The organism is Streptomyces sp. NBC_01244 (assembly GCF_035987325.1).
In the GTDB taxonomy this organism is placed as follows: domain Bacteria; phylum Actinomycetota; class Actinomycetes; order Streptomycetales; family Streptomycetaceae; genus Streptomyces.
On the sequence record NZ_CP108488.1, the window covers coordinates 111,504 to 130,133 of the forward strand.

The 18,630-nt window shown below is 69.7% G+C and carries 19 protein-coding genes and 1 pseudogene; 9 read left to right on the top strand and 11 right to left on the bottom strand.

The genetic code is table 11. The annotated features are described in order from the left end of the window. Positions 1 to 81 precede the first annotated feature (81 nt). The 3 genes from OG247_RS00525 to OG247_RS00535 all read right to left on the bottom strand — a co-directional run bounded on the left by OG247_RS00525 (position 82) and on the right by OG247_RS00535 (position 3,977). Positions 82 to 495 (bottom strand): hypothetical protein, encoded by a 414-nt coding sequence (locus tag OG247_RS00525; protein WP_327250265.1) that lies wholly within the window; start codon positions 493 to 495, stop codon positions 82 to 84. A gap of 374 nt (positions 496 to 869) precedes the next feature. Then, positions 870 to 2,168: a DUF4241 domain-containing protein gene (locus OG247_RS00530; protein ID WP_327250266.1), complete on the bottom strand. Its 1,299-nt coding sequence runs from the start codon at positions 2,166 to 2,168 to the stop codon at positions 870 to 872. Between the two features lie 483 nt (positions 2,169 to 2,651). After that, positions 2,652 to 3,977 (bottom strand): APC family permease, encoded by a 1,326-nt coding sequence (locus OG247_RS00535; RefSeq protein ID WP_327250267.1) that lies wholly within the window; start codon positions 3,975 to 3,977, stop codon positions 2,652 to 2,654. Positions 3,978 to 4,474: 497 nt separating this feature from the next. On the opposite strand from OG247_RS00535, the gene OG247_RS00540 reads away from it, so the two are divergent. The 3 genes from OG247_RS00540 to OG247_RS00550 all read left to right on the top strand — a co-directional run bounded on the left by OG247_RS00540 (position 4,475) and on the right by OG247_RS00550 (position 7,561). Then, on the top strand, positions 4,475 to 5,137 hold the full coding sequence (locus OG247_RS00540) for a hypothetical protein (protein ID WP_327250268.1): 663 nt from the start codon (positions 4,475 to 4,477) through the stop codon (positions 5,135 to 5,137). Positions 5,138 to 5,609: 472 nt separating this feature from the next. After that, a complete protein-coding gene (locus tag OG247_RS00545) occupies positions 5,610 to 7,148 on the top strand; it encodes an MFS transporter (RefSeq protein ID WP_327257293.1) in 1,539 nt (512 codons plus the stop codon). A 218-nt stretch (positions 7,149 to 7,366) separates the two neighbouring features. Then, positions 7,367 to 7,561 carry a hypothetical protein gene (locus OG247_RS00550; protein ID WP_327250269.1) on the top strand — a complete coding sequence of 65 codons (195 nt, stop codon included), beginning with the start codon at positions 7,367 to 7,369 and terminating at the stop codon, positions 7,559 to 7,561. A gap of 201 nt (positions 7,562 to 7,762) precedes the next feature. Here the strand turns inward: OG247_RS00550 and OG247_RS00555 are convergent, their stop codons facing one another. Beyond that, complete coding sequence (locus tag OG247_RS00555; protein ID WP_327250270.1) at positions 7,763 to 7,948, bottom strand: hypothetical protein; 186 nt, start codon at positions 7,946 to 7,948, stop codon at positions 7,763 to 7,765. 847 nt (positions 7,949 to 8,795) lie between these two features. Between OG247_RS00555 and OG247_RS00560 the strand changes: the two are divergent. Continuing rightward, positions 8,796 to 9,341, top strand: a pseudogene (locus OG247_RS00560) (pyridoxal phosphate-dependent decarboxylase family protein); the annotation flags it as partial. Positions 9,342 to 9,480: 139 nt separating this feature from the next. Further along, positions 9,481 to 9,651 (top strand): hypothetical protein, encoded by a 171-nt coding sequence (locus tag OG247_RS00565; RefSeq protein ID WP_327257822.1) that lies wholly within the window; start codon positions 9,481 to 9,483, stop codon positions 9,649 to 9,651. Positions 9,652 to 9,659: 8 nt separating this feature from the next. On the opposite strand, the gene OG247_RS00570 is transcribed toward OG247_RS00565, so the two are convergent. From OG247_RS00570 to OG247_RS00580, 4 genes are all read right to left on the bottom strand, one after another. Beyond that, complete coding sequence (locus tag OG247_RS00570; RefSeq protein WP_327250271.1) at positions 9,660 to 10,676, bottom strand: D-alanine--D-alanine ligase family protein; 1,017 nt, start codon at positions 10,674 to 10,676, stop codon at positions 9,660 to 9,662. 276 nt (positions 10,677 to 10,952) lie between these two features. Beyond that, complete coding sequence (locus OG247_RS44690) at positions 10,953 to 11,315, bottom strand: RICIN domain-containing protein (protein ID WP_442813566.1); 363 nt, start codon at positions 11,313 to 11,315, stop codon at positions 10,953 to 10,955. Between the two features lie 766 nt (positions 11,316 to 12,081). Then, a complete protein-coding gene (locus OG247_RS00575) occupies positions 12,082 to 12,411 on the bottom strand; it encodes a DUF6422 family protein (protein WP_327250272.1) in 330 nt (109 codons plus the stop codon). 94 nt (positions 12,412 to 12,505) lie between these two features. Continuing rightward, entirely contained in the window at positions 12,506 to 12,748 is a 243-nt protein-coding gene (locus OG247_RS00580; RefSeq protein ID WP_327250273.1) for a hypothetical protein, read from the bottom strand. A gap of 334 nt (positions 12,749 to 13,082) precedes the next feature. Between OG247_RS00580 and OG247_RS00585 the strand changes: the two genes are divergently transcribed. Both OG247_RS00585 and OG247_RS00590 read left to right on the top strand, forming a co-directional pair. After that, a complete protein-coding gene (locus OG247_RS00585; RefSeq protein WP_327250274.1) occupies positions 13,083 to 13,715 on the top strand; it encodes a sortase domain-containing protein in 633 nt (210 codons plus the stop codon). Between the two features lie 144 nt (positions 13,716 to 13,859). Further along, complete coding sequence (locus OG247_RS00590) at positions 13,860 to 14,579, top strand: class E sortase (protein ID WP_327250275.1); 720 nt, start codon at positions 13,860 to 13,862, stop codon at positions 14,577 to 14,579. A gap of 329 nt (positions 14,580 to 14,908) precedes the next feature. Here the strand turns inward: OG247_RS00590 and OG247_RS00595 are convergent, their stop codons facing one another. Continuing rightward, positions 14,909 to 16,120: an MFS transporter gene (locus OG247_RS00595; RefSeq protein WP_327250276.1), complete on the bottom strand. Its 1,212-nt coding sequence runs from the start codon at positions 16,118 to 16,120 to the stop codon at positions 14,909 to 14,911. 151 nt (positions 16,121 to 16,271) lie between these two features. On the opposite strand from OG247_RS00595, the gene OG247_RS00600 reads away from it, so the two are divergent. Continuing rightward, on the top strand, positions 16,272 to 16,790 hold the full coding sequence (locus OG247_RS00600; RefSeq protein WP_327250277.1) for a MarR family winged helix-turn-helix transcriptional regulator: 519 nt from the start codon (positions 16,272 to 16,274) through the stop codon (positions 16,788 to 16,790). A gap of 164 nt (positions 16,791 to 16,954) precedes the next feature. Further along, positions 16,955 to 17,539: a GNAT family N-acetyltransferase gene (locus OG247_RS00605; RefSeq protein ID WP_327250278.1), complete on the top strand. Its 585-nt coding sequence runs from the start codon at positions 16,955 to 16,957 to the stop codon at positions 17,537 to 17,539. A gap of 280 nt (positions 17,540 to 17,819) precedes the next feature. Here OG247_RS00605 and OG247_RS00610 read toward each other — a convergent pair whose 3' ends face one another. Continuing rightward, a complete protein-coding gene (locus OG247_RS00610; protein WP_327250279.1) occupies positions 17,820 to 18,254 on the bottom strand; it encodes a hypothetical protein in 435 nt (144 codons plus the stop codon). A 6-nt stretch (positions 18,255 to 18,260) separates the two neighbouring features. After that, positions 18,261 to 18,506 carry a hypothetical protein gene (locus tag OG247_RS00615; RefSeq protein WP_327250280.1) on the bottom strand — a complete coding sequence of 82 codons (246 nt, stop codon included), beginning with the start codon at positions 18,504 to 18,506 and terminating at the stop codon, positions 18,261 to 18,263. Positions 18,507 to 18,630 lie beyond the last annotated feature (124 nt).

The window sequence follows — 18,630 nt, forward strand, 5'->3', positions numbered from 1 at the left end:
CCAGGAACGTAAGGCCAACTAGAGCGCTAAGTTCGGAAGCCTCTGAGCTGCAGCGATGTCTGGGAAGTAGACGTCCGAGGGCTACGCGAACCCGCTCGTCCGGTCGGCTGGGTATGGGGTCGTCGCACGGAAGAGGGCCAGGAGGGCCTGGGCCGATGGGGTGTCGGCGTCGAAGAACTGCGTGGCCAGCGCGGGTGGCACGGCCGTTCCGTGCATGCGGACCTCGTGGCACCTAAAGCAGAACGCCGCTTCGAACAGCGCCAGGTCGAGCGAGTCCTCGTACGCCCGGACGCTCCAGCCTGGCGAGAAGCCGCAGCGGTGTTGTTCGCTGCCGGGCAGGTTCTCGATCAAGGTCAGAGCGTCGGTGGCCTCGCTCCCGGCCCAGTGGGCGACCGCCCTGCCGGGATACGGGGCGCCCCGCTTGGTCGGGAGGGCGGAGATCCTCACGACCTCGATCAGCACGGTGGCGGCAACGGCTTCGGTGGGGAGCTGCATGTGCGCAGTCTGCCCGCCGTAGAAGGCCAACTGCAGTTGTGAGCCTCACATCCGTGAGACTCAGCGCTGCAGTTGGCCCCGACGGCGAAGTAAAGCGCTCAGCAGGTGTGCGGGACGGAAGAGCAGGGCAACCTCCCCAGCGGCCCTGGAAGGCCACAGCCCGGTCGATCTCCGCAGCGGGGATCCCGTGTTCAAGCCATACCTCGCGACAGAGCGTAAGGTCGCGGCGGGGAGCGCACAGCCCATGTCCCTCAACGAAGTACCGGGCTCGCCGGCTTAGGCTTTCCGGCGCCACCCAGGCAGGACAACTAGAACGCTCAGGGGCCAACTACGACGCCAAAGGGCCAACCAGACCCGGACTCCGCGTGGCCAGGTCAGGCGCCGGCATTGGCTCCGCGGTCCGGGAGGAGCTCGGGCGTCCCCTCCACCAGTACTACGACCCCGGCCACCTCGCAGGCTTCGGTGCGGCCGACCCAGACGGGATAGGTACCGTCCCCCGTCGTCGCGAAGGCCGCCAGCTCGCCGCCGGAGGCATGGTCCCGGGTACGGAGCAGGTACATGGAGTCGCTGAATTCCTTGTAGACGTCCGGGTCCAGGTCCGGGTCTGCCTGGATCATGCCTTTCTCAAAGAGGGCGAGGAGCGGCTCCCATGCACCGGCATCGGCGAAGCAACCGGTGGCGCCGTCCGTGACGAATCCGGAGATCTGGTTCTCGATGAACAGCCGAGGGTCGTCTTTGGGCGTGAGCGCCATCTCCCAGGTCACGGCGGGAGCCGCGCTGACGAGGAGGCGGACAGCCAGGGGGTCGGTGCGCGTGACCTCGCTCTGCTCCCACTCGCAGTGGTAGGTGTGGCGGGCCCGCGCCTCGTCCAGTACGTACTCCCCGGGCGGGACGGGGACCGTGACGTGGGGTCCGTCTGCGTGGTCGATGTCCGGGCCGGAAACGGCCAGTAGCCCGCTGGGCACGCGCAGGGTGCCGATGCTCCGCGGCTCCACAATCGTCATCTCAGGGTGGTACCCGTCGGTCACGCGCACCCCGGGTCGGAACAGCTCACCAATCGGTCCGGGCTGCGCGGGGCGGGGCGGACGCCAGGAGGTGGCGGGAGCGTGGCTGCTGCTGTCGTCGGCTGCCGAGGCCGCCTCGGCGACCTCGAAGTCCGTTGTCTCCGCTACTCCGTGGAACTGGGCCGAGAGAAGGGGCCGCTCTCCGAAGACAGGCCGTTCCATCCAGCGCTCGTTGTCGCGGACCTGGGGCGCGGTGATGTCGCCTCCTCCGAGCTTGCCCCTGGGCTCCTCCGTCCGCCGGCCCCTCCCGTCCGGGAAGAGCTCCACGGTGACGCGCGGGCACGCCTGGTCGAATTCCGCCATGTCCGGGCCGGTGTACTTCCAGCAGACGGTGTACCGGTGCAGCAGGCGCATCTGGTCGTCCAGCAGCCGCATGTCCAGGTCGTAGGTACGGCGACCCTTCGCGTCGTAGACCAACAGACCGACATGGTGATCCCGCCAGGAGACGAGCCGGACCTCCAGCGGAGCCTCCCGGCCCGCCATCCGGTAGACCACCACGTACGGAAGCCCGGCTGCATCCCGCTCACGGGCTTCCTTCACGGATATCGGCCGCCATAGGACGCGAGCCTCCAGGTCCCACGCCTGCGCGTACCCCACCTCAACCACCATTGCCGCTCCCCCGTCGCCTACGTACCGAGCTGCAACATAGCCGCCACCTGCGACAACGGCCGTGTCCCGTGGCTCTACTGCTGAGTCGGTACAGGGGCGTGACCACGGTGGCGCGGGAGAGCTCGTTGACCACGTGCCGCCACGTGCCAGCCCCGAATTCTCCAGGGCCGTGGTGCGGGTCGGGTACGCGAGTGCACGGCATGTGGGAGCTGGCGTCGCCGACGGCGACCTTTCCTCTGCTTTCTTCGCTCCTGGCCCTGCGACCCCGCAGACGGTGCCGATGTCCTCACGACCGAGGTGAGATGGTGATGGTCGACCGGCAGGCCGTACGGGCCGTTGGCCATGTGGCCGACCAAATCCGCGCCGGCCGCCTCAGGCCGCCGCCGGCTCCGGCGAGGAACTCGGCGCCGAAGAGGGGCCGTTGCCGGGCGGGACGGCGGGGGCGCGGCGCCCGGTTCCCACGCGCGAACCGGCTCACGGGCCTCAACTCGATCGGGTGGGCTTGAGGAGCAGCAGCGGGGTGCCGGTGAGCAGCACCACCACGCCGAGGACCGATCCCCATCCGGCGTAGAAGAGGCTGGAACAGAGCACCCACAGGCAGCTGAGGGCGAAGAGCACCGGCGTCACCGGGTAGAGCGGGACCCGGTAGTGGTGCCGGCCACCGGCCTCGCGCTTGCGGAACACGTGGATCGAGACGGCGACCAGCAACATGAAGAACCAGAACACGGGCGAGGTGTAGGAGACCATCGCCCGGAATCCGACACGCGTGGCGGACCCGAAAGCGACCAGCGCGGCGGACACCGCACCCTGGAGCAGGAGCGCGTTGGCGGGGGTCGAGCCACGCTCCTTCCACGTACCGATCGCACGGAGGGCGGTGATGTCCCGGCCGAGAGCGTAGTAGGAACGGGACCCGGTGATGATCAGACCGTTGAGCGTGGTCAGGGTGGTGAGGACGACGATGACGCTCATGATCGTTGCTCCGGTGTCGCCGGCGACGGCCCGCATCATGGCGGCGCCCACGGCATCGGAGTCCCGGACGCCGTCGAGCCCCAGCACGTGCAGATAGGCGAAGTTGATCGCGAGGGAGACGGCGATGACGATCAGGACGCCGACGACGAGGGCGCGGGCCATGTTGCGCCGTGCGTCCTGGAGTTCGCCCGAGAGGTAAGCAGCTTCGTTCCAGCCGCCGTAGGTCAGGAGGACGAACATCATCGCGAGGCCGATGCCGCTCGGGGAGGTGTCGTGGGGCGTTTCCGGGCTGGGCGCCGGTCCCCGCGTGACGAACGCGGACACGATGATGCCGATGACGGCGAGGACGACGACGACCTCGACGACCTTCTGCGTCGTCTTTCCCGGCCCTGTACCAACACAGTTGACCAGCGTGAACAGGACGATCGAAGCCAGGGCGTAGACGCCCGGGCCGTACGTGCCGAGGGGCACGAGCACCTCCGCGTAGTCGCCCATGACGAAGGCCGCGGCGGCGATGGCACCGGGCTGGATGACCGTGCAGCGTGCCCAGCCGAACATCAGCGCCAGGCGCGGCCCGTAGGCCTCGCGCAGAAAGGCGTACTCACCTCCCGCGTTCGGGCGCGCACTGCCCAGTTCTGCGTAGCAGAGCGCACCGAGGACGGTGATCAGCCCACCCAGCAACCAGAGCGACACGAAGGCAGCCTCGTCGCCGCCCGAGTACTGCGCGACCAGCGATGGCGTCTTGAAGATGCCGATACCGAGGACGATGCCGACCACCATGATCGCGACGTCGGTGGGTGTCAGGTCGGCCCGGGGGCGCGCGCCGCCGTTTTCGGGCACAGGGCACCTTGGAGTGTGGGAGAGCGGATCGATTGGTGGGGCGGGCGGGAAAGAAGGCGTCGTCAGGATGCCAGGAGCAGGCGGCCCGGAGCCCGTGACTCGCGGGGGCCTGGAGCTCGAGAACCACCCGACCCATCACTTCCAGAACCCGGTGGGAACCTCGAAGGCGGGAACGCCGATCGGCGGCACGGGCGACCTCACCAGGTTCGACGACGGCCACGGGAGCAGTACGGATTCGACCGGTGGCAATGCCTGTACCTCGAGGTGACGCCCGACAGCGAGCGGCGCGTGATGCAGTGCGGCTCGACCCTGACACCCCCGACGGGGGTCGTCACCGCGATGGCGGCCCGGTCCGGGACTCGCCGGGGCGAGGTACTGATCCAGCGGCCGGCGGGAGGAGAGACTCGGATGGTCATCGGGAGGCTTCGCGGGGGGTCCGCGGGCCCGACCGGTGGCAGTCGGTTCCGGCGGAACGACCCTCGATCGGGCACCCTCACATGCGCGAACTCACCGTCACGGCTTCGAGGAGACTCCTGGCCGGAGGCCTCATCTGGCTCTCCCTGCTCCAGGTGTTCGTAGTGAACTACGCCATCGTGCTTCCCCGGGCTTCGAACCGCAGCCTGGTGCACGAGATCATCTCGGCGCTCGGGATCACCCGGTGCAAAGTCATCGACGGGATCCGCTTCTGCTCCCCCTGGCACGAGGCCGCCGACAGCGCCTGGATCGCGGGCGGGGCCTGCCTGGCCGTAGGCGCGCTGCTCAATGCGGCGATCCTCGCACCGGACCGGCTGCGGAACATGGGGTTCGGCGCACTGACCCTCAGCGGCGTGGGACTGCTCGCCAGCGGCATGAACCCGTACAACCTCCGTCCGGCCGCCCATCTGCTGTCCGCCGGAACGTGCTTCATCGCCGGCGGGGTCGGCGTCCTCCTGCTGGGCATCGCGTTCCGGCAGGCGGACCGGCCGTTCTGGGGCACCAGCGGCATCGTCTGCGGGGTGACGTCCCTCGTCTTCACCGCGCTGACGGCGCTCAAGCCCGACGTCGGGATCCAAGGCCTGTTCGAGAGGACGGCGGCCTGGCCCAGCATCGTGTGGGTCATCGGCACCGGTGCGGCCATCGTCCGCCTCGCGTGGCGGGCGTCCCGGAAGGCCGGTCGTTGATGCGCTCGTCGGGTCCGTGAGCTGCCGGGAACGGGACGTGGACCCGCTCGGCCGCCGGCCGGTGCCCCACCTGCGGCGCCGCAGGCAGTACGGCCCGATGGGTCCCCTCCTTGTGCGCACCGCCACCGCCGGGCACTACCTGCGGACGCGGGACCAGGCCGAGGTGGGCCGGTGTACTCGTCCGAGGCGCCCTCGCCGTACGAGGAGCCGGCCGGCGCCGCGGGCGGGCCGCCGGTCCCCGCAGCAGGCAGGCCCCCGATGCGCTGCTGCGCCCTCTTCCGGTGTGCGGGACGGCTCCTCTGCGGGGAGGATGGGGGATGTGAACGGCACAGGGGGCGCCGCCGGGGGCGCCTCCCCCGGTGCTCCCCACGGTGCTCCCGGTGCGGACCGCACACCGGCGGCTCCCGCACCGCGCGGGCGCGGGCGCGAGCGGCCGGAGAGTGGCCCGAAGCGGGTCCTCACCCTCGCGGCCATGCTCCTCGCCGTCGCCATGGTCTTCGTGGACCAGACGATCGTCAGCATCGCCGCCCCGACGATCGTCGAGGACCTGGACCTCTCCTCCTCCGGAATGCAGCAGGTGGTCAACGCCTACCTGCTCGCGCTCGCCGCGTTCTTCGCCCTCGGCGGACGGCTCGCAGACGTCTTCGGCCACCGTCGGATGTTGGTGACCGGCACGCTCGTCTTCGCCGCCTCGTCCGTGCTGTGCGGTTCGGCGCCGATGGGAGGCTTCGCCCAGAGCTGGCTCGTGCTCTTCCGCGCCACCCAGGGACTCGGCGCGGCGCTGATCTTCCCGGCCGCGCTCGCCGTCGTCATCAGTGCTTTTCCCGTGGCCGAACGCGGCCGGGCACTGGCTGTCTTCTACGTCCTCGCCGGGTCGCTCACCATCGCCGGCCCCCTGCTCGGCGGTCTGCTGACGGCCTGGACCTGGCGGGCCATCTTCTGGGTCAACGTCCCCATCGCCCTCGCCTCGCTCGTCCTCACCGCGCTCGCCCGCCTCCCGAACGTCCGGCGCCCCGAACGCATCGATGTACCCGGCGCCGTGCTCGTCGCCACCGGTCTGGGGCTGAGCGTCCTCGGGCTCCAGCGGGCCCCGTCCTGGGGCTGGGACGCCCCCGCCACCTGGGGGTGCGTGATCGGCGGGCTGGTCGTCCTCGCGTTCTTCTGCAGGCACGAACTACGGACCGACGATCCGCTCATCAAGCTGCGCGTCTTCCGCGACCGGGCGTTCACGGCCGACGTCCTGGTGCTCTTCTTCGCGATGCTGGCGTTCGTACCGGTGATGTTCTTCGCGTCCGTCTACGCGCAGATCTCGCTGAGCGCGTCACCCAATCAGGCCGGGCTCTACCTTCTGTACTTCTTCGCGGGCTTCGGCCTCTCGGCCCAAGCGGGCGGCCGGATCCTCGACAAACGCGGTGCCCGGCCCGCGATGCTGCTCGGCACCGCGCTCGGCTCCGTGGGGTTCGCCCTGTGGGCGTGGAAACTGACGGACCTCTCACCCCACGACCAGTGGCCCTACGTCGCCCTCGCCGGAGCCGGCATCGGCCTGCTGCTCTCCCCGGCCTCCACCGACGCCGCGAACCGAGCGATCGACTCCTCGTACGGCGAGGTCACCGGCCTGACCCAGACCGTGCGCAACTACGGGGCCGCCGTGGGCATGACGATCTTCGGAACGGTCCTCGTCCATGTCACGACCAGCCGGGTCTCCTCGACGCTCGCCACGAACGGCATGCCCGAGGACAAAGCCCGCAACGCGGCCCGAGGCATCGCGGAAGCCATCACCGGCCATCCGGACGACCACCAACCCACCGGCGACGGGCCAACCGCCTCTCTTCTACGGAGCGCCGGGCACGCCATCCGTACGGACTTCGCCGAGGCCAATCAGTGGGTCTTCTACGGGATGGCCATCGCCATGAGCGTGGGATTCCTGTGCTCGCTGCTGCATCCAGGGACGCGGGTGACGGGCGACGCCGCGACAATGATCGGAAGCGAGCAGCAGCGGATTCCGCGCTGATCCCATCCACGCCGAACACGGACGACCCCGCGGGCGTAGCCGTCACCCCGCTTCATCGCCACGCAGAGTGTCGGCTTGTCGGCTTGTCGGCTAACAGTCCGGGGCACTCGGACGGACAACGGCCAGCGGCACGGAGCCAGCCAGGAGAGACAAGGCCGAGCTCCCGCGTGTACCTGGACTCCAAGGGCCGCGAGCCACACCTGCGGTCCGCTGACCGCGTGAACCTTGGCGGGTCGTCAACAGGTTCCAGGCGCGACCCCGCCGGCGCGGTCTTCCTCGACCCCGACCTCGACTGCGAGATCGAGCCCGAAGACACCGAGGAGATCCGACTGCAGGCATGGCCGGCCCCGTACTCGGACCCGCCGCACGTCACCAAACGAGGGGCACGTCCCGACGCGGAACCGCTCTCGTGAACCGGCTCTTCGTGTTCACCCTGTCGCCGCACACGAAAAGGGATCTGACTCCCCACCGAGCCAACACTGATGTCCACCGCAAGCGTCGCGAGCCCCCACCTACGCGTGCTCACATAGAGAGTGGCCTGACACTCGGGTGCTGGCGAGACGCTAGATTTCTCAATGTCCTTGTCAAGCCGCGCGGGTGCTGTCCGGACGGCGCTACTCCGCTGGTTCGACGCTCACGGCGAGCGCTCGTCTCCGAAGGTGGATCGCCAGGACCTCCATCTCGACGAGCGTACCGATGAGACCCATCTCGGCTAGTTCCGTCGCCTGCGCCCGTGCTTCGCCCAGGGCCACTTCCCGTGCACTGCGGAGGACCTGCAGTACGGGAACAAGGCTCGGCACGTCTCCAGACAAGCGAAGCCGCGCCGGCCCGTGCGTTTGCAGCAGAGCCTGCCGAATGTTCTCGGGCGTGACGGGGCCGCTGTCTTCCTCGCACCACCCATTCGGGCAGTCCACGCATCGCCCTTCGGTGCCCCAACACAGCATGCCGCGGTCGAAGAACTGACCAACATCGCAGGTCGTCACACCTCCGCAGGCACTGCACCGGCCTGTGACCTGCACTCCTTGTGTGATCACAGGGATCTCCTCAGCGTCATGGGTCAATGCTGATGGGATCTTCCCTGAGAAGTTGGCTTTGGTCGATCAGGTTGCGATCGGCGAGAAGCCCTATTGGGCGTTTGCTAGTGGTGGCGTGAGTTCGAAGTGCCGCTGTTCTCGGAGAAGTGCGTGCGCGCACAGCCGTCGTTTTGGATCACGGCCATCCGGCCGACACCCCGAGCGAAGGCGCAGCCAGCCCATGCCCCCACCGTCAGAGTTCGACCGTTCGGCCCACCTGGCCTCGGCCAGGCCGGAGTGTGGTGGCCGGGCCGGTACGTTGGCCGTGGCACCGAAGGGTTCCGGGACGAACTGGCGGCTGCCGCCGAGTGGGTCGCCGACTACCTCCAGGGGATCGGGCAACGTCCGGTCACCCGGCCGGTGCCGCCGGCGCACCGACAGGCCCTCGCCACCGGGTCGCTGCCGCAGGACGGCCAGGACCTTGGCACTCTGCTGGAGTTCGTCGAGCAGGCGATCGCCCCGTACCCGACCGGCAATTGGTCATCCCGCCTTCTTCGCCTGGATCAACTCGCCGCCGTCCCCGGCCGGGGTCATCGCCGAACTGCTGGCCACCGCGGTCAACGCGACCTGCGGCATGGATGAGCACGCCCGCGCGAAGGCCGCGGCCGTGATCGGCCTGCCGCCCTGGAGGCTGCGCGCCGTCCCCACCACCGCCGACCGGTCCATGGACGTCGAGGTCCTGCGCACCATGGTCGACGCCGACCGTACGGCCGGTCTGCTGCCCTTCTACGTCGTCTCCAACCTCGGCTCCACCGCGACCGGCGCCATCGACCCGATCGAAGCGATCACCCAGGTCTGCCACCGGGCGGGCTTGTGGCACCACGGCGACGGAGCTTGAGGCTGACTCGGCGCCCAAGTCCCTGAACTGGCCCCCTCCTACCGAGGCGTCGCCGGCCTGGACTCCCTCACCGTCGACCCGCACAAGGCCCTGTCCGTGCCGGTCGGCTGCGGCGCCGCCCTGGTCACCGACCCCGCCCGGCTGCGCGACGCGTTCACCTTCCGCGCCTCCTACCTCGAGGGCGACCAGGACTGGCCCTGGATGTCCGACTACACCATCGAACTCACCCGCCCCGGCACCCGCGCCCTCACCCTCTGGGCCACCCTGCGCCACCTCGGCCGTACCGGCGTGACCGCCCTCCTCCAGCACTACCAAGACCTCGCCCGATACCGTCGCCAACGCGCTTCCGCCTGCCGGCCCGCCCGGGAAACGGGCCGGCAGGGAAACGGGCCGGCAGGGCCAAGCGGGCCTGCACACGGCGGTGGCCGCCCGCGTCCAGGCCCGTGGCCACGCCTACCTGGCCACGGTCAGCCACGACGGGCAAACAGTCCTGCGCGCCTGCGTCTGCAACCACCTCACCACCACCGACGACGTGGACACCCTCCTCCACGAGGTCCTGGCCGCCGCCGACCACCTCCGGACCACCCAGTAGGTGGCTGTTCACGAGAACGTCTCGTGAACAAAGCCATCTGATGCAGTAGTCGACAGCCCGAGTCGCGTGACGGCTGCTGAGATCACCGCGTCGGCCAGTCCGGTGTTTGGGGCGAGGCCGGCCAGGACCGCCGCCTGGTGAGAGGCTCCGCCCGCAGGAAGCCCAGGCAGTCCGTTGACCTCCAGGAGGTGCAAGGCGCCATCTGGTGCGAGGCGGAAGTCGGCTCGTGCGAAATCGTGCAGCCCCAGGGCCTGTACGGCTGTGTGCGTGAGGGTGCGGGCCTGAGCGGCCAAGGCGCTGGGGATGGGGGCGGGTACCTTCAGATGGCTCCAGCGCGACGGATCCTGCTTGAGAACGTAGTCGAACAGCCCACCGTATGCTGCGGTGTCCGGCATCGTGGTCTCGGCCACCGTCAGGGCCCCGCCCGCCGCCGTGAAATAAGGCACGGTGAGGTCGCGTCCCGGCACGTACTCCTCCACCAGCACTCCGTCCGGATACTCCGCCAGGCATCCCAGGGCGCGGGTGCGCGCCTCATCGGGTGTGGCGGCCAGCGACTGCGGGCCGATGCCCTTGGAACAGGACTCGAAGTTGGGCTTGACGATGACCGGAAACCGCAGATGGTCCAGCGCCGGCACCTGTGCTCCGTCCCTGACGAAGACCCAGCCGGGGGTGGGAATCCCGTGGGCGCGCAGCACGAGCTTGGTGAGGTGTTTGTCCAAGGCGAGTGCGAGCGCCTGGGGCCCCGAGCCGGTGTGGGCGAGCCCCAACTGGTCGTAGAGAGCGGGGTAGAAGGATTGCCGCCACGGCCCGCTCCACCCTTCTGCGAGGTTGAACACCAGATCCGGGCGAGCCGAGCGCAACCGTGCCAGCGTGACTTCCAGCGTTGCGCTGACCTCCACGGCGACCGGTTCGTGGCCCAGAGCCCGCAGGCCCGTCAGTAGCTCCTCCACCTCCCCAGGCGAGGTGAAGCCGCGCTGGCCCACCTCGTCACCACGCCGCAGGTTGTGGGCAAGGGCAATACGCACGAAAAACCTCCCCGACAGGCCGAACCCGCCTTGGGCCGACCACCGCAGGTCACTACCCGCCCCCGACCTCACCTCACCCTCGTCACGTACTTCGCCAGGATCCTCCCCAGGCAAGTAGTCGGGGTGCCCGCCACCCAAGTGGGACCGGGCTGTCCGAGACGGCCGTTCACCCGCGGCCGCCGTCTCGGACACGCGGGCGATGCCCTGCCTGCTCGTGGGCAAGCCGCTGCCGGCCGTCCGATCCCCCGGCAGGGCCGCCTGGCTGGAGCCGGGTGGTCAGTTGTGGGGGTCGAGGCGGAACTTCTGGTGGTCGGGCCGCCATTGCCGATCGGTTCCGCCGCTCCAGTCCCACTGCCACACGGCGGTGCCGGCGTCGGTGACCTCCAGGTCCTTGCTGCTGTGCTGGGCAGTGATCCGGTAGTAGCCGTCTTCTGTCGCTTCCAGGGTGAAGCGCTGGTTGTCGGCGTCGCGGCGCTCCCACTGCTGCGCGCGGTCGCCGTCGCCGTTCTTCCGTGCCGGCGGTGCCGGGCCTGGCAGGCGCCACCGCTCACAAAACCCGCCCGGCAGCAGCCCGACCCACCGGCTGCACCTGGTGCCGCAGGATCCACCGCGCCAGCCCGGTTGACGTACCGTCCGTATGTCCGGTGCTTCCCGCTCCCTGTGCCCGCTGTCGCCTCAGGCCACGACGGCAGTGCCGAGCCCGCCGGGACTTCGGCAGAATCCTGACGGCAACTCAGAGTCGCTTTCACATAAGGCGTTTGTCCGGCTGCAAGCGGGTCAGACGCTTAGACAGCGGAGCACGCAGCCCGGACTGCAGCAAGGCTTCGCCGGCAGGGGCCGTGCGGGAGGACGATGCTCGCGCGGCCCCGGCCACGGGCACCACGACTGCCGCACGGGATCCGCGCGGCACCGGGAACTCCGACGCCCCGACCAGCTCCCCAGTCGCGACAGCGGAGCGGCTTCCCGGCAGCCCCCGACGACGGCGCTCAGACCACCGTCCCCGGGCCTCGGATCCCGGCGGCAGCCGCCCACCCGGGACGCGCGCGGAGGCGGCAGTGCCCTTCCCCGCCGAAGCTGAGAAAGAACATCCGTGTCGTCACTCGGGGTCGCAGACTTCCGCCCCCAAGGACGGTGAACAAGTCGCGCGTGCACGGCAGCCCCAGTGGGTGCTGCAACAGCGGTGAGAGCGACTACTCCCGCTTGGGTCTCCGCAGCGTCCGACGCGGCGAGGGGATCCGGAAGTTGATCCTGCTTCAGTGACCGAACGTCATCGCTCCCCCTAAGATCAAACGGGGCACCTCGAATCCAGCCATCCGGACCGCCCCCGCCCGCCCACGAATTCTGGTTCCACCGGCTTCGGCGAAGTCGCGCGGCGCGGCCCCGCTGGCTGGGCCGCCCCGCTACGTCAGATCGCCTCGTGCTCCACCCGCGTGTGACCGCAGACGCGGATGATTGCACCTGAGCCGATATCCGGCCCCGTGAAGTCCCGGTACTGGCTGAAGCAGGAGTCGGAGTCGCCGCGGAATCCCGGGCACCCGCAGGCTTGGATCGGCGTGCCTGGGGATACCACCCCGGTGCAGAATTCCAAGGACCCGTGCGACGCGATACCCGGGTCGATTCCGGACCGGGCCAGCACGTCGGCGGCGGTAGCGCGTGCCTGACTGATCAGCCGCGCCGCCTCTCTGAGGGCCTTCACATGCTCGTCACTGAGACGACCGTCGGGTCGATAGGACATCATGGCTCCTGCGATTCGATACGGGGCTTGACGATCCCCTTCCGGAGTCCGTGTAGGTAGTTCGGGCTTGGGGCATGCGATGGCGCTGCCCGCGTCACTGTTCGTCGACCCGCTCACACATGGCAAGTCCGGGTTCGATTTCCGTGCACTCGAAGACCGGCTGAGTGATTGCCGCCGTCACCGGTTTGCCCGGTTCCTCTCCACGATCCGTGGGGTGGTATGCGAGCGAGAAATGTCCGACCGCCTGCGGGTACTTCTCGAGGAGGCCGCGAAATTCCGCGATCAGTCCGCCGAACTCATCCGGGATGGCTTCTCTGCTCTTGCCCCTCTTCGTCATGGCGCCTCCTTGGTCAGAGAATCGCTGGTGCCACCCCGAGGTAAGTGGTGGCCCTCGACGCCATGCCACCAGTCGAGTACGGCACACCGTCGCCCACCCATCAGCTTCAGTTTCGCGCGACAAACGCGCATGCGCAGCGCGGGCTACGCGGAGGGACCGGACCGAGCCCACGATGGGCCAAAGTCGTCGCCACATCTGGCAGACGGCGAGCCTGTTGCGCCTCCTGGTTTCTGCTGTCGGACGCCACCCTGCCGATCTCGGCGCGTATGCGACGCTGGAAGGGCCAACCGGGCCTGTTCGACCCCGCGCGGCCCGGCCGACCAGGGATACCGCTATGTCCCAGCGCGCGTTCCTCGCCTCCCCTACCGTGCCGGCGGTGCTTACCAGCGCCGTCCTCGCTCTCCTGCTGACGACACCCGGCACGCCCGCGGCGGCGACCGGGCCGGCCGCAACAGCTCGCCCACAGTCAGCCGTGCTGTCGATTCCGGCCATCGGCGTGTCCGGGCTGTCTGTCGTCCCGTACCGCGGAAGCCCCGACGACTCGCCGGGCACTCGAATCCAGGACCGGGGCCTGGCCGCCAGCCCGCATGGTCCCGCCGGCGGCGTCGGCCCCGGCGATGTGGGCAACTACATCGTCACTGGACACCGCATCGTGGCGGGCGGGCCACTGCGGGCCCTGCCGTCACTGCCGACGGGCGCGTCCGTCGTCGTGACCGCCGGCGGTGTGACGTACACGTACACGATCACCACGACCCGGACGACCTCCTTCCGCTCCCCGGCCTCCATGGCCGCGCAGCGCGCCGCTGTCCCCGGCTTCCCCGGCCCGGCCCCTGCCCGCGCGATGATCACCGTGACCACCTGCCTCACGCCCGAGGACGATGCGGCAGGCAATCACTGGCGGGACGCGCAGAACAACCCCGAACACCGCATCGACAAGATCGGCGTCCTCACATCCACCACGTCCTGACCGTCACCACGTCCCGTCCCGTCCCTGGGAGGGCGAAGGTCACAGATCCGGCCCATATGAACCTCTCGCTCCGTATGTCACTCTGGCGGGCAAACCGGCTCGGGCCCTGCCCCGGCGACCCCGCCAACCAGTACGGAAACGCCCATGCCCCTGCTTTTCCCGTCCCGAGCCGCATCCGCTGCGGCGGCTGGCGCCGTGGTCGTCCTGATGGCGGCTTGCAGCACCACTCAGGCTGCCGCCGGCGCGGCGGCTCCCGCACCGCCGGCGACGGCAGCGGCACCCGCTTCGGCCCGGGCCGCCACCGCCGCACGGCCGTCCGAGCCACCGGTTACCTCCGTGCAGACCGAGGCCTCCGTCCTGGCCATACCCTCGGTGGGCATCACCGGACTGCGCGTGATGCCGTACGAGGGCACCACGGACGATGCGCCCGGCACCCGTATCCAGGACAAGGGCGTGGCGGCCAGCCCGTACGGGCAGCGTGGCGGAGTCGGGCCCGGCCAGGCGGGCAATTTCCTGGTCACCGCGCACCGCCTGTCGGCGGGCGGCCCGCTGCGTGACCTGCCTGCCGTGGCGAAGGGCGACTCGGTGCTCGTGACCGTGGGCGATGTGGTGTACACGTACGAGATCACCGCGAGCCGCAAGACGTCCTTCCGGTCGGAACGCTCGCTGAGCGAGCAGCGCGCCGCGGTCCCCGGAAAGCCGGGTGCGACCCCGACCCAGGCCATGATCACGATCTCGACCTGCGCCACCCCGGAAGACCACGCCGAAGGCAACTTCTGGAGCGACGCCCAGGGCAATCCCGAACACCGCATCGACAAGATAGGCGTTCTCCGCAAGACGACTACGGCGCCGCCTGCCGGATAGCGTCTGCAAGCAGATGCCGCCATCGCGCAGCACCGTACCCAGGAGCTCGAAGACCAGCTCGAGAGCGAAGCCATCGACGGCAAGCTCACCCGCAACCTCCTGAGTGGCCGGAAACTCAAGACGTGCCGGGGTCGGGACATCGCTGCGGCCGTCGTGTGAGCGTCGGCGGCTGGCAATGCGGCGCCGCTGATCAAATCCTGCCGTCCCCACGTCGGGCAGCGACGCGCAGTGGACCAATGCGTTGGCCCATCCTGCCAAAGCGACGAAGCCCTGGGTCTTGGCCAAGAGGACCGGAAGGGGCTCACAGGGTGCGTATGGGCTTTCGGCCATCAGGTGGTGACATCTTCGGGAGCGATGCTGGTGGCGGCATGGCTGGTGGTGACCGAGTGTGTGGGCAGCGACCGCTCGGCGCACAGCAGGATCGCTGCGCCGGTCAGCACCATGAGCGCAAGGACCGTCCACAGTTGCCACTGCCCCGCGTCGAGCAGGAAACCCAGCAGCATCGGCGCGATGGTGCGGCAGACCGACCAGGACAGCTGATAGACCGACAGGTACCGTCCCCGCAGGTGATCGGGGGCGGCCTGGACGGACAGGCCCTGCGAGGGCGCGGAGTGGATGAGTTCGCCGGCGGTGTAGAGCACCGCGATCGCGAGGACGGCGATGAGGGCGTCCGGGCCGCTGACGAGCTGGGGCAGGACCGCGAAGGCGGCGAAGGAGAGCGCGAAGGTGACCGCGCCGAGGGCGGCAGCGCGGGTGCGTCTACCGCGCAGGGTCAGACGGGCGACGGGAACGCCGAGCGCGGCGACCAGGGCGGTGTTGACCGCGAAGACGGCCCCGGCCAGAGCGTCGGGCAGGGCGACATCTCGGGTGAGGAACACCGGCAACGCCATGGCCTGGGTGGTGTAGCCGAAGGCGATCAGGAAATTGGCTGCCGTGATGAGCAGGTAGGGCCGGTCGGCGAGCACCTGCCGGTACCCCTCGTGTGTCGGTGGCCGCGTGACGCCGCCGCGGACGTTCGGGATCCGGGCCACTAGGACTGCGGCGGCGGCGAAGACCAAGGCCAGAACCTCGGCTGAGGCGATGAAACCAGCTGTGCCGTTGACCGCCAGCATGCCGGCCGCCGCCAGGCTGCCGCATCCCATCCCGGCGTTGCGCAGGCTGCGGTCCCACGCCAGGAGCCGGTCGCGTTCCGCACCTTGGGCGATGTCACCGATGAGCGCTTGCTGGCTGGGCGAGGAGGCCCACATTCCCACCGCGACCACCAAGGCGATCGCCAGGAAGGCGGGGTAGGAGTCGGCGAACGGGTAGGCGGCGAAACCGATCGCGCGCAGCGCGAGGACACCGATGAGCACCCGCCGGCCGCCGAACCGGTCGATGAGGATGCCTGCGGCCGGCATGAACGCCAGCGCGCCGAGCCCGGCGATCGTCAGGCCCGCGCCGACCGAGGTCAGGGACAGGCCGGTGAGCGAGTGGATGAACAGCATCGTCAACGGCACGTATATGCCGTCGCCGATCGAGCTGACCAGACTTGCGGCGATCACGCGGCGGCCCGTGCGAGCGCCGGGCTCAGCGAAGGTCGAGCGCACCCGGACCCCGCTTCGACTCGGCGAACACCCTCAGTGGGGCGGTTTGAGAAACGCAGACATCTTCCATGGAAGGTTTTTTATCATCCGTGGAAGATATAGTGAAGGCATGCAGCCCGACGCCATTGCCGCCATCGTCGAACAGTGGGAACGCGAGCGACCCGATCTGGATCCAGCGCCGATGCTCGTCATCGGCCGGCTCTTCCGGCTCGCTGACGCCCTCGACCAGCAACTGCGCCCACCCTTCAACGCCGCGAACCTGGGAAACGGCGACTTCGACGTACTCGCGGCCCTCCGCCGTGCCGGCGAGCCCTATGCGTTGTCCGCGGGCGAACTCAGCCGCACCGTCCTGGTCACCACCGGCGCGATCACCAAGCGGGTCGACCGACTCGAAGCCCGCGGCCTGGTCGCCAGGACCGTCGCCGAGACTGATTCACGCGGACGCCTCATCACCCTGACCGCCGAGGGCATCGCGCTGACCGACGAACTCATCGCCGCCCATCTGGACAACCAGCACCGGCTCCTTGCCGGGCTCAGCGACGATGAGCAGGCACACCTCGCCGACCTGCTCGCACGACTCGCCGGCACCCTCACCTCAGGGCCGGATGAAACCCGGAGATCCCCGTGAGCATCTGCCCCAGGTCTCCCCCTCCGGGCAGGGGCTTCTGCGGCCCCGTAAGTCCTTGCTCTCCAACCACCGCACCACGTACATGATTTCGCGAGCCGGCCACGGCGCCGGGGCGCTGCGCGACAGCCTCCCCTCCCCTGGGCAGGTTGGTTACGCTGCCCGGCATGGACGAATCCACCGCGCACCCGTTCCTCGCGAGGCCGGTCACCGGGATCAATGGCGCTGTCGCCACCCTGCGTTCCCTGAAGAGTGAAGACGCCTCCAGTTTCGGGGAATTCCTCGAGGCGCTCTCGGCGGAGACCAGAGAGCGCTACAGCCCACATCCGCTCGACCGGACTGAAGCGGAGCGGATCTGTGCTGCTCTCGACGACCCGACCGCCCTGCGTTTCGTGCTGGCGGATGCCCATGACGATCGCGTGGTGGCCTATCTGCTGGCCCAGTTCGTAATCCCGGAGGGCGAGAAGGCGCGTTACCGGAATCTCGAGTGTGCCATCGAGGACGGCGCGGACTGCCGCATCGCCCCCGTCGTTGCCGATCATTTGCAGGGCAACGGTCTCGGAACCGAGCTGCTCAAAGGGGCGCTCGGCATCCTGCGTCAGCGCGGATGCCGGCACGTCATCCTGTTCGGCGGCACCCGAACCTCCAACGCCCAGGCGATCCGCGCCTACGAAAAGGCGGGATTCAAGCCGGCCGGAGTCTTTCGCGAACGGGGGATCGAGAGCGTCGACATGTGGCTCTCCCTGAAGTAGCGGGCGGGCGGCATCTCAGCGCACGATCCGGCCGGTCAGTTCGTCGGCCGGTGGGGCCGAGCGGAGGTCTCGGCAACCCCATCATCATCAGCGGCGGGCGGCGAAGGCGGTGTGGGCCGCTTCGACGGCTTCGGGGTAGGCCCAAGGTCTTCTCGTGTGCGGCCAGAGCGCGGTAGACGCTGCTGACGGAGGGGCTGTGCCCCCTGTGCGTTCTCATGGGGCCACCGTCCACACAGCGGTCCTGCCACCCTCGAACGGCTTGCCACCCCAACGTCATGACCTAAAGCAGATCCGCGCGGGTGGCGGATTGGGCCGCCCGTACCGCGAGGTTCGTCGCGTCCTCCACGAGCGTTGCCGCCGAGCGGTCATCGCTGGTCAGTGTCCAGCCGCACAGGGCCGCCCAGACCAGCGCGGCCGAGGCCGCCTTGGCGCGCCCGGTCCGCTGGGGCAGAAGGGTGCCGAAGAGCAGCGCGTCCCCCGCGTCGATGGCGACCCGGCACAGTACGGCCGTACGCAGCCCACCGCCCTCGGGGGCCGCGAGCATGGCTGCGCCGATGACGGCGTCCCGTGCCCCCAGGGCGCGGATCAGCAGTGCGGAGGAGGAACCCCGTTCGGCCAGGCCGCACGGGCGGGCCAGCACCTCGGGTCTGCAGGCGACCGCCACTCCGTATCCGAGGGTGGCCGCGCCCATCACCCGTGCCGCTGTGGTGCGCATCCGCATTCACTCCGTCCCGTTGTCCCCGCCGCCGGACGGCGCCTGGTCGTTCCGGCGGTCCGGCTCCTTGCTGCCGGTACCGGGGCGCTGTCGCTCGGCCCCGTCCCCGCGGGCGACGGATTCGCCGCCACGGGCCGGGCGCCGGACGACGGCTTCGTCCGGCTGCCGCCGGGCCTCCCGGTCGCCGCGCTCTCCCGCCGCCTCGGACGGGGTGGGCCGCGCGTGGTGCCGGGGATCCTCGTGAGCCGCCATCTCGGCCTTCTTCAGTGGTTGCCGGTCTTCCGGCGACTACCCCGTCCTGCACCTGCGACGCGTCATGCTCGGGCGACCTGTTCGGGGGAAGGAGAAACCCCTCCGGTTCGAGCTGCTCGAAAGC

Excerpts from the sequence above, each read along its gene's own strand:
- OG247_RS00525 (WP_327250265.1), bottom strand. The coding sequence starts at position 495 with ATGCAGCTCCCCACCGAAGCCGTTGCCGCCACCGTGCTGATCGAGGTC.
- OG247_RS00530 (WP_327250266.1), bottom strand. The coding sequence starts at position 2,168 with ATGGTGGTTGAGGTGGGGTACGCGCAGGCGTGGGACCTGGAGGCTCGC.
- OG247_RS00540 (WP_327250268.1), top strand. The coding sequence starts at position 4,475 with ATGCGCGAACTCACCGTCACGGCTTCGAGGAGACTCCTGGCCGGAGGC.
- OG247_RS00545 (WP_327257293.1), top strand. The coding sequence starts at position 5,610 with ATGCTCCTCGCCGTCGCCATGGTCTTCGTGGACCAGACGATCGTCAGC.
- OG247_RS00575 (WP_327250272.1), bottom strand. The coding sequence starts at position 12,411 with ATGTCCTATCGACCCGACGGTCGTCTCAGTGACGAGCATGTGAAGGCC.
- OG247_RS00580 (WP_327250273.1), bottom strand. The coding sequence starts at position 12,748 with ATGACGAAGAGGGGCAAGAGCAGAGAAGCCATCCCGGATGAGTTCGGC.
- OG247_RS00585 (WP_327250274.1), top strand. The coding sequence starts at position 13,083 with ATGTCCCAGCGCGCGTTCCTCGCCTCCCCTACCGTGCCGGCGGTGCTT.
- OG247_RS00590 (WP_327250275.1), top strand. The coding sequence starts at position 13,860 with ATGCCCCTGCTTTTCCCGTCCCGAGCCGCATCCGCTGCGGCGGCTGGC.
- OG247_RS00600 (WP_327250277.1), top strand. The coding sequence starts at position 16,272 with ATGCAGCCCGACGCCATTGCCGCCATCGTCGAACAGTGGGAACGCGAG.
- OG247_RS00605 (WP_327250278.1), top strand. The coding sequence starts at position 16,955 with ATGGACGAATCCACCGCGCACCCGTTCCTCGCGAGGCCGGTCACCGGG.
- OG247_RS00610 (WP_327250279.1), bottom strand. The coding sequence starts at position 18,254 with ATGCGCACCACAGCGGCACGGGTGATGGGCGCGGCCACCCTCGGATAC.
- OG247_RS00615 (WP_327250280.1), bottom strand. The coding sequence starts at position 18,506 with ATGGCGGCTCACGAGGATCCCCGGCACCACGCGCGGCCCACCCCGTCC.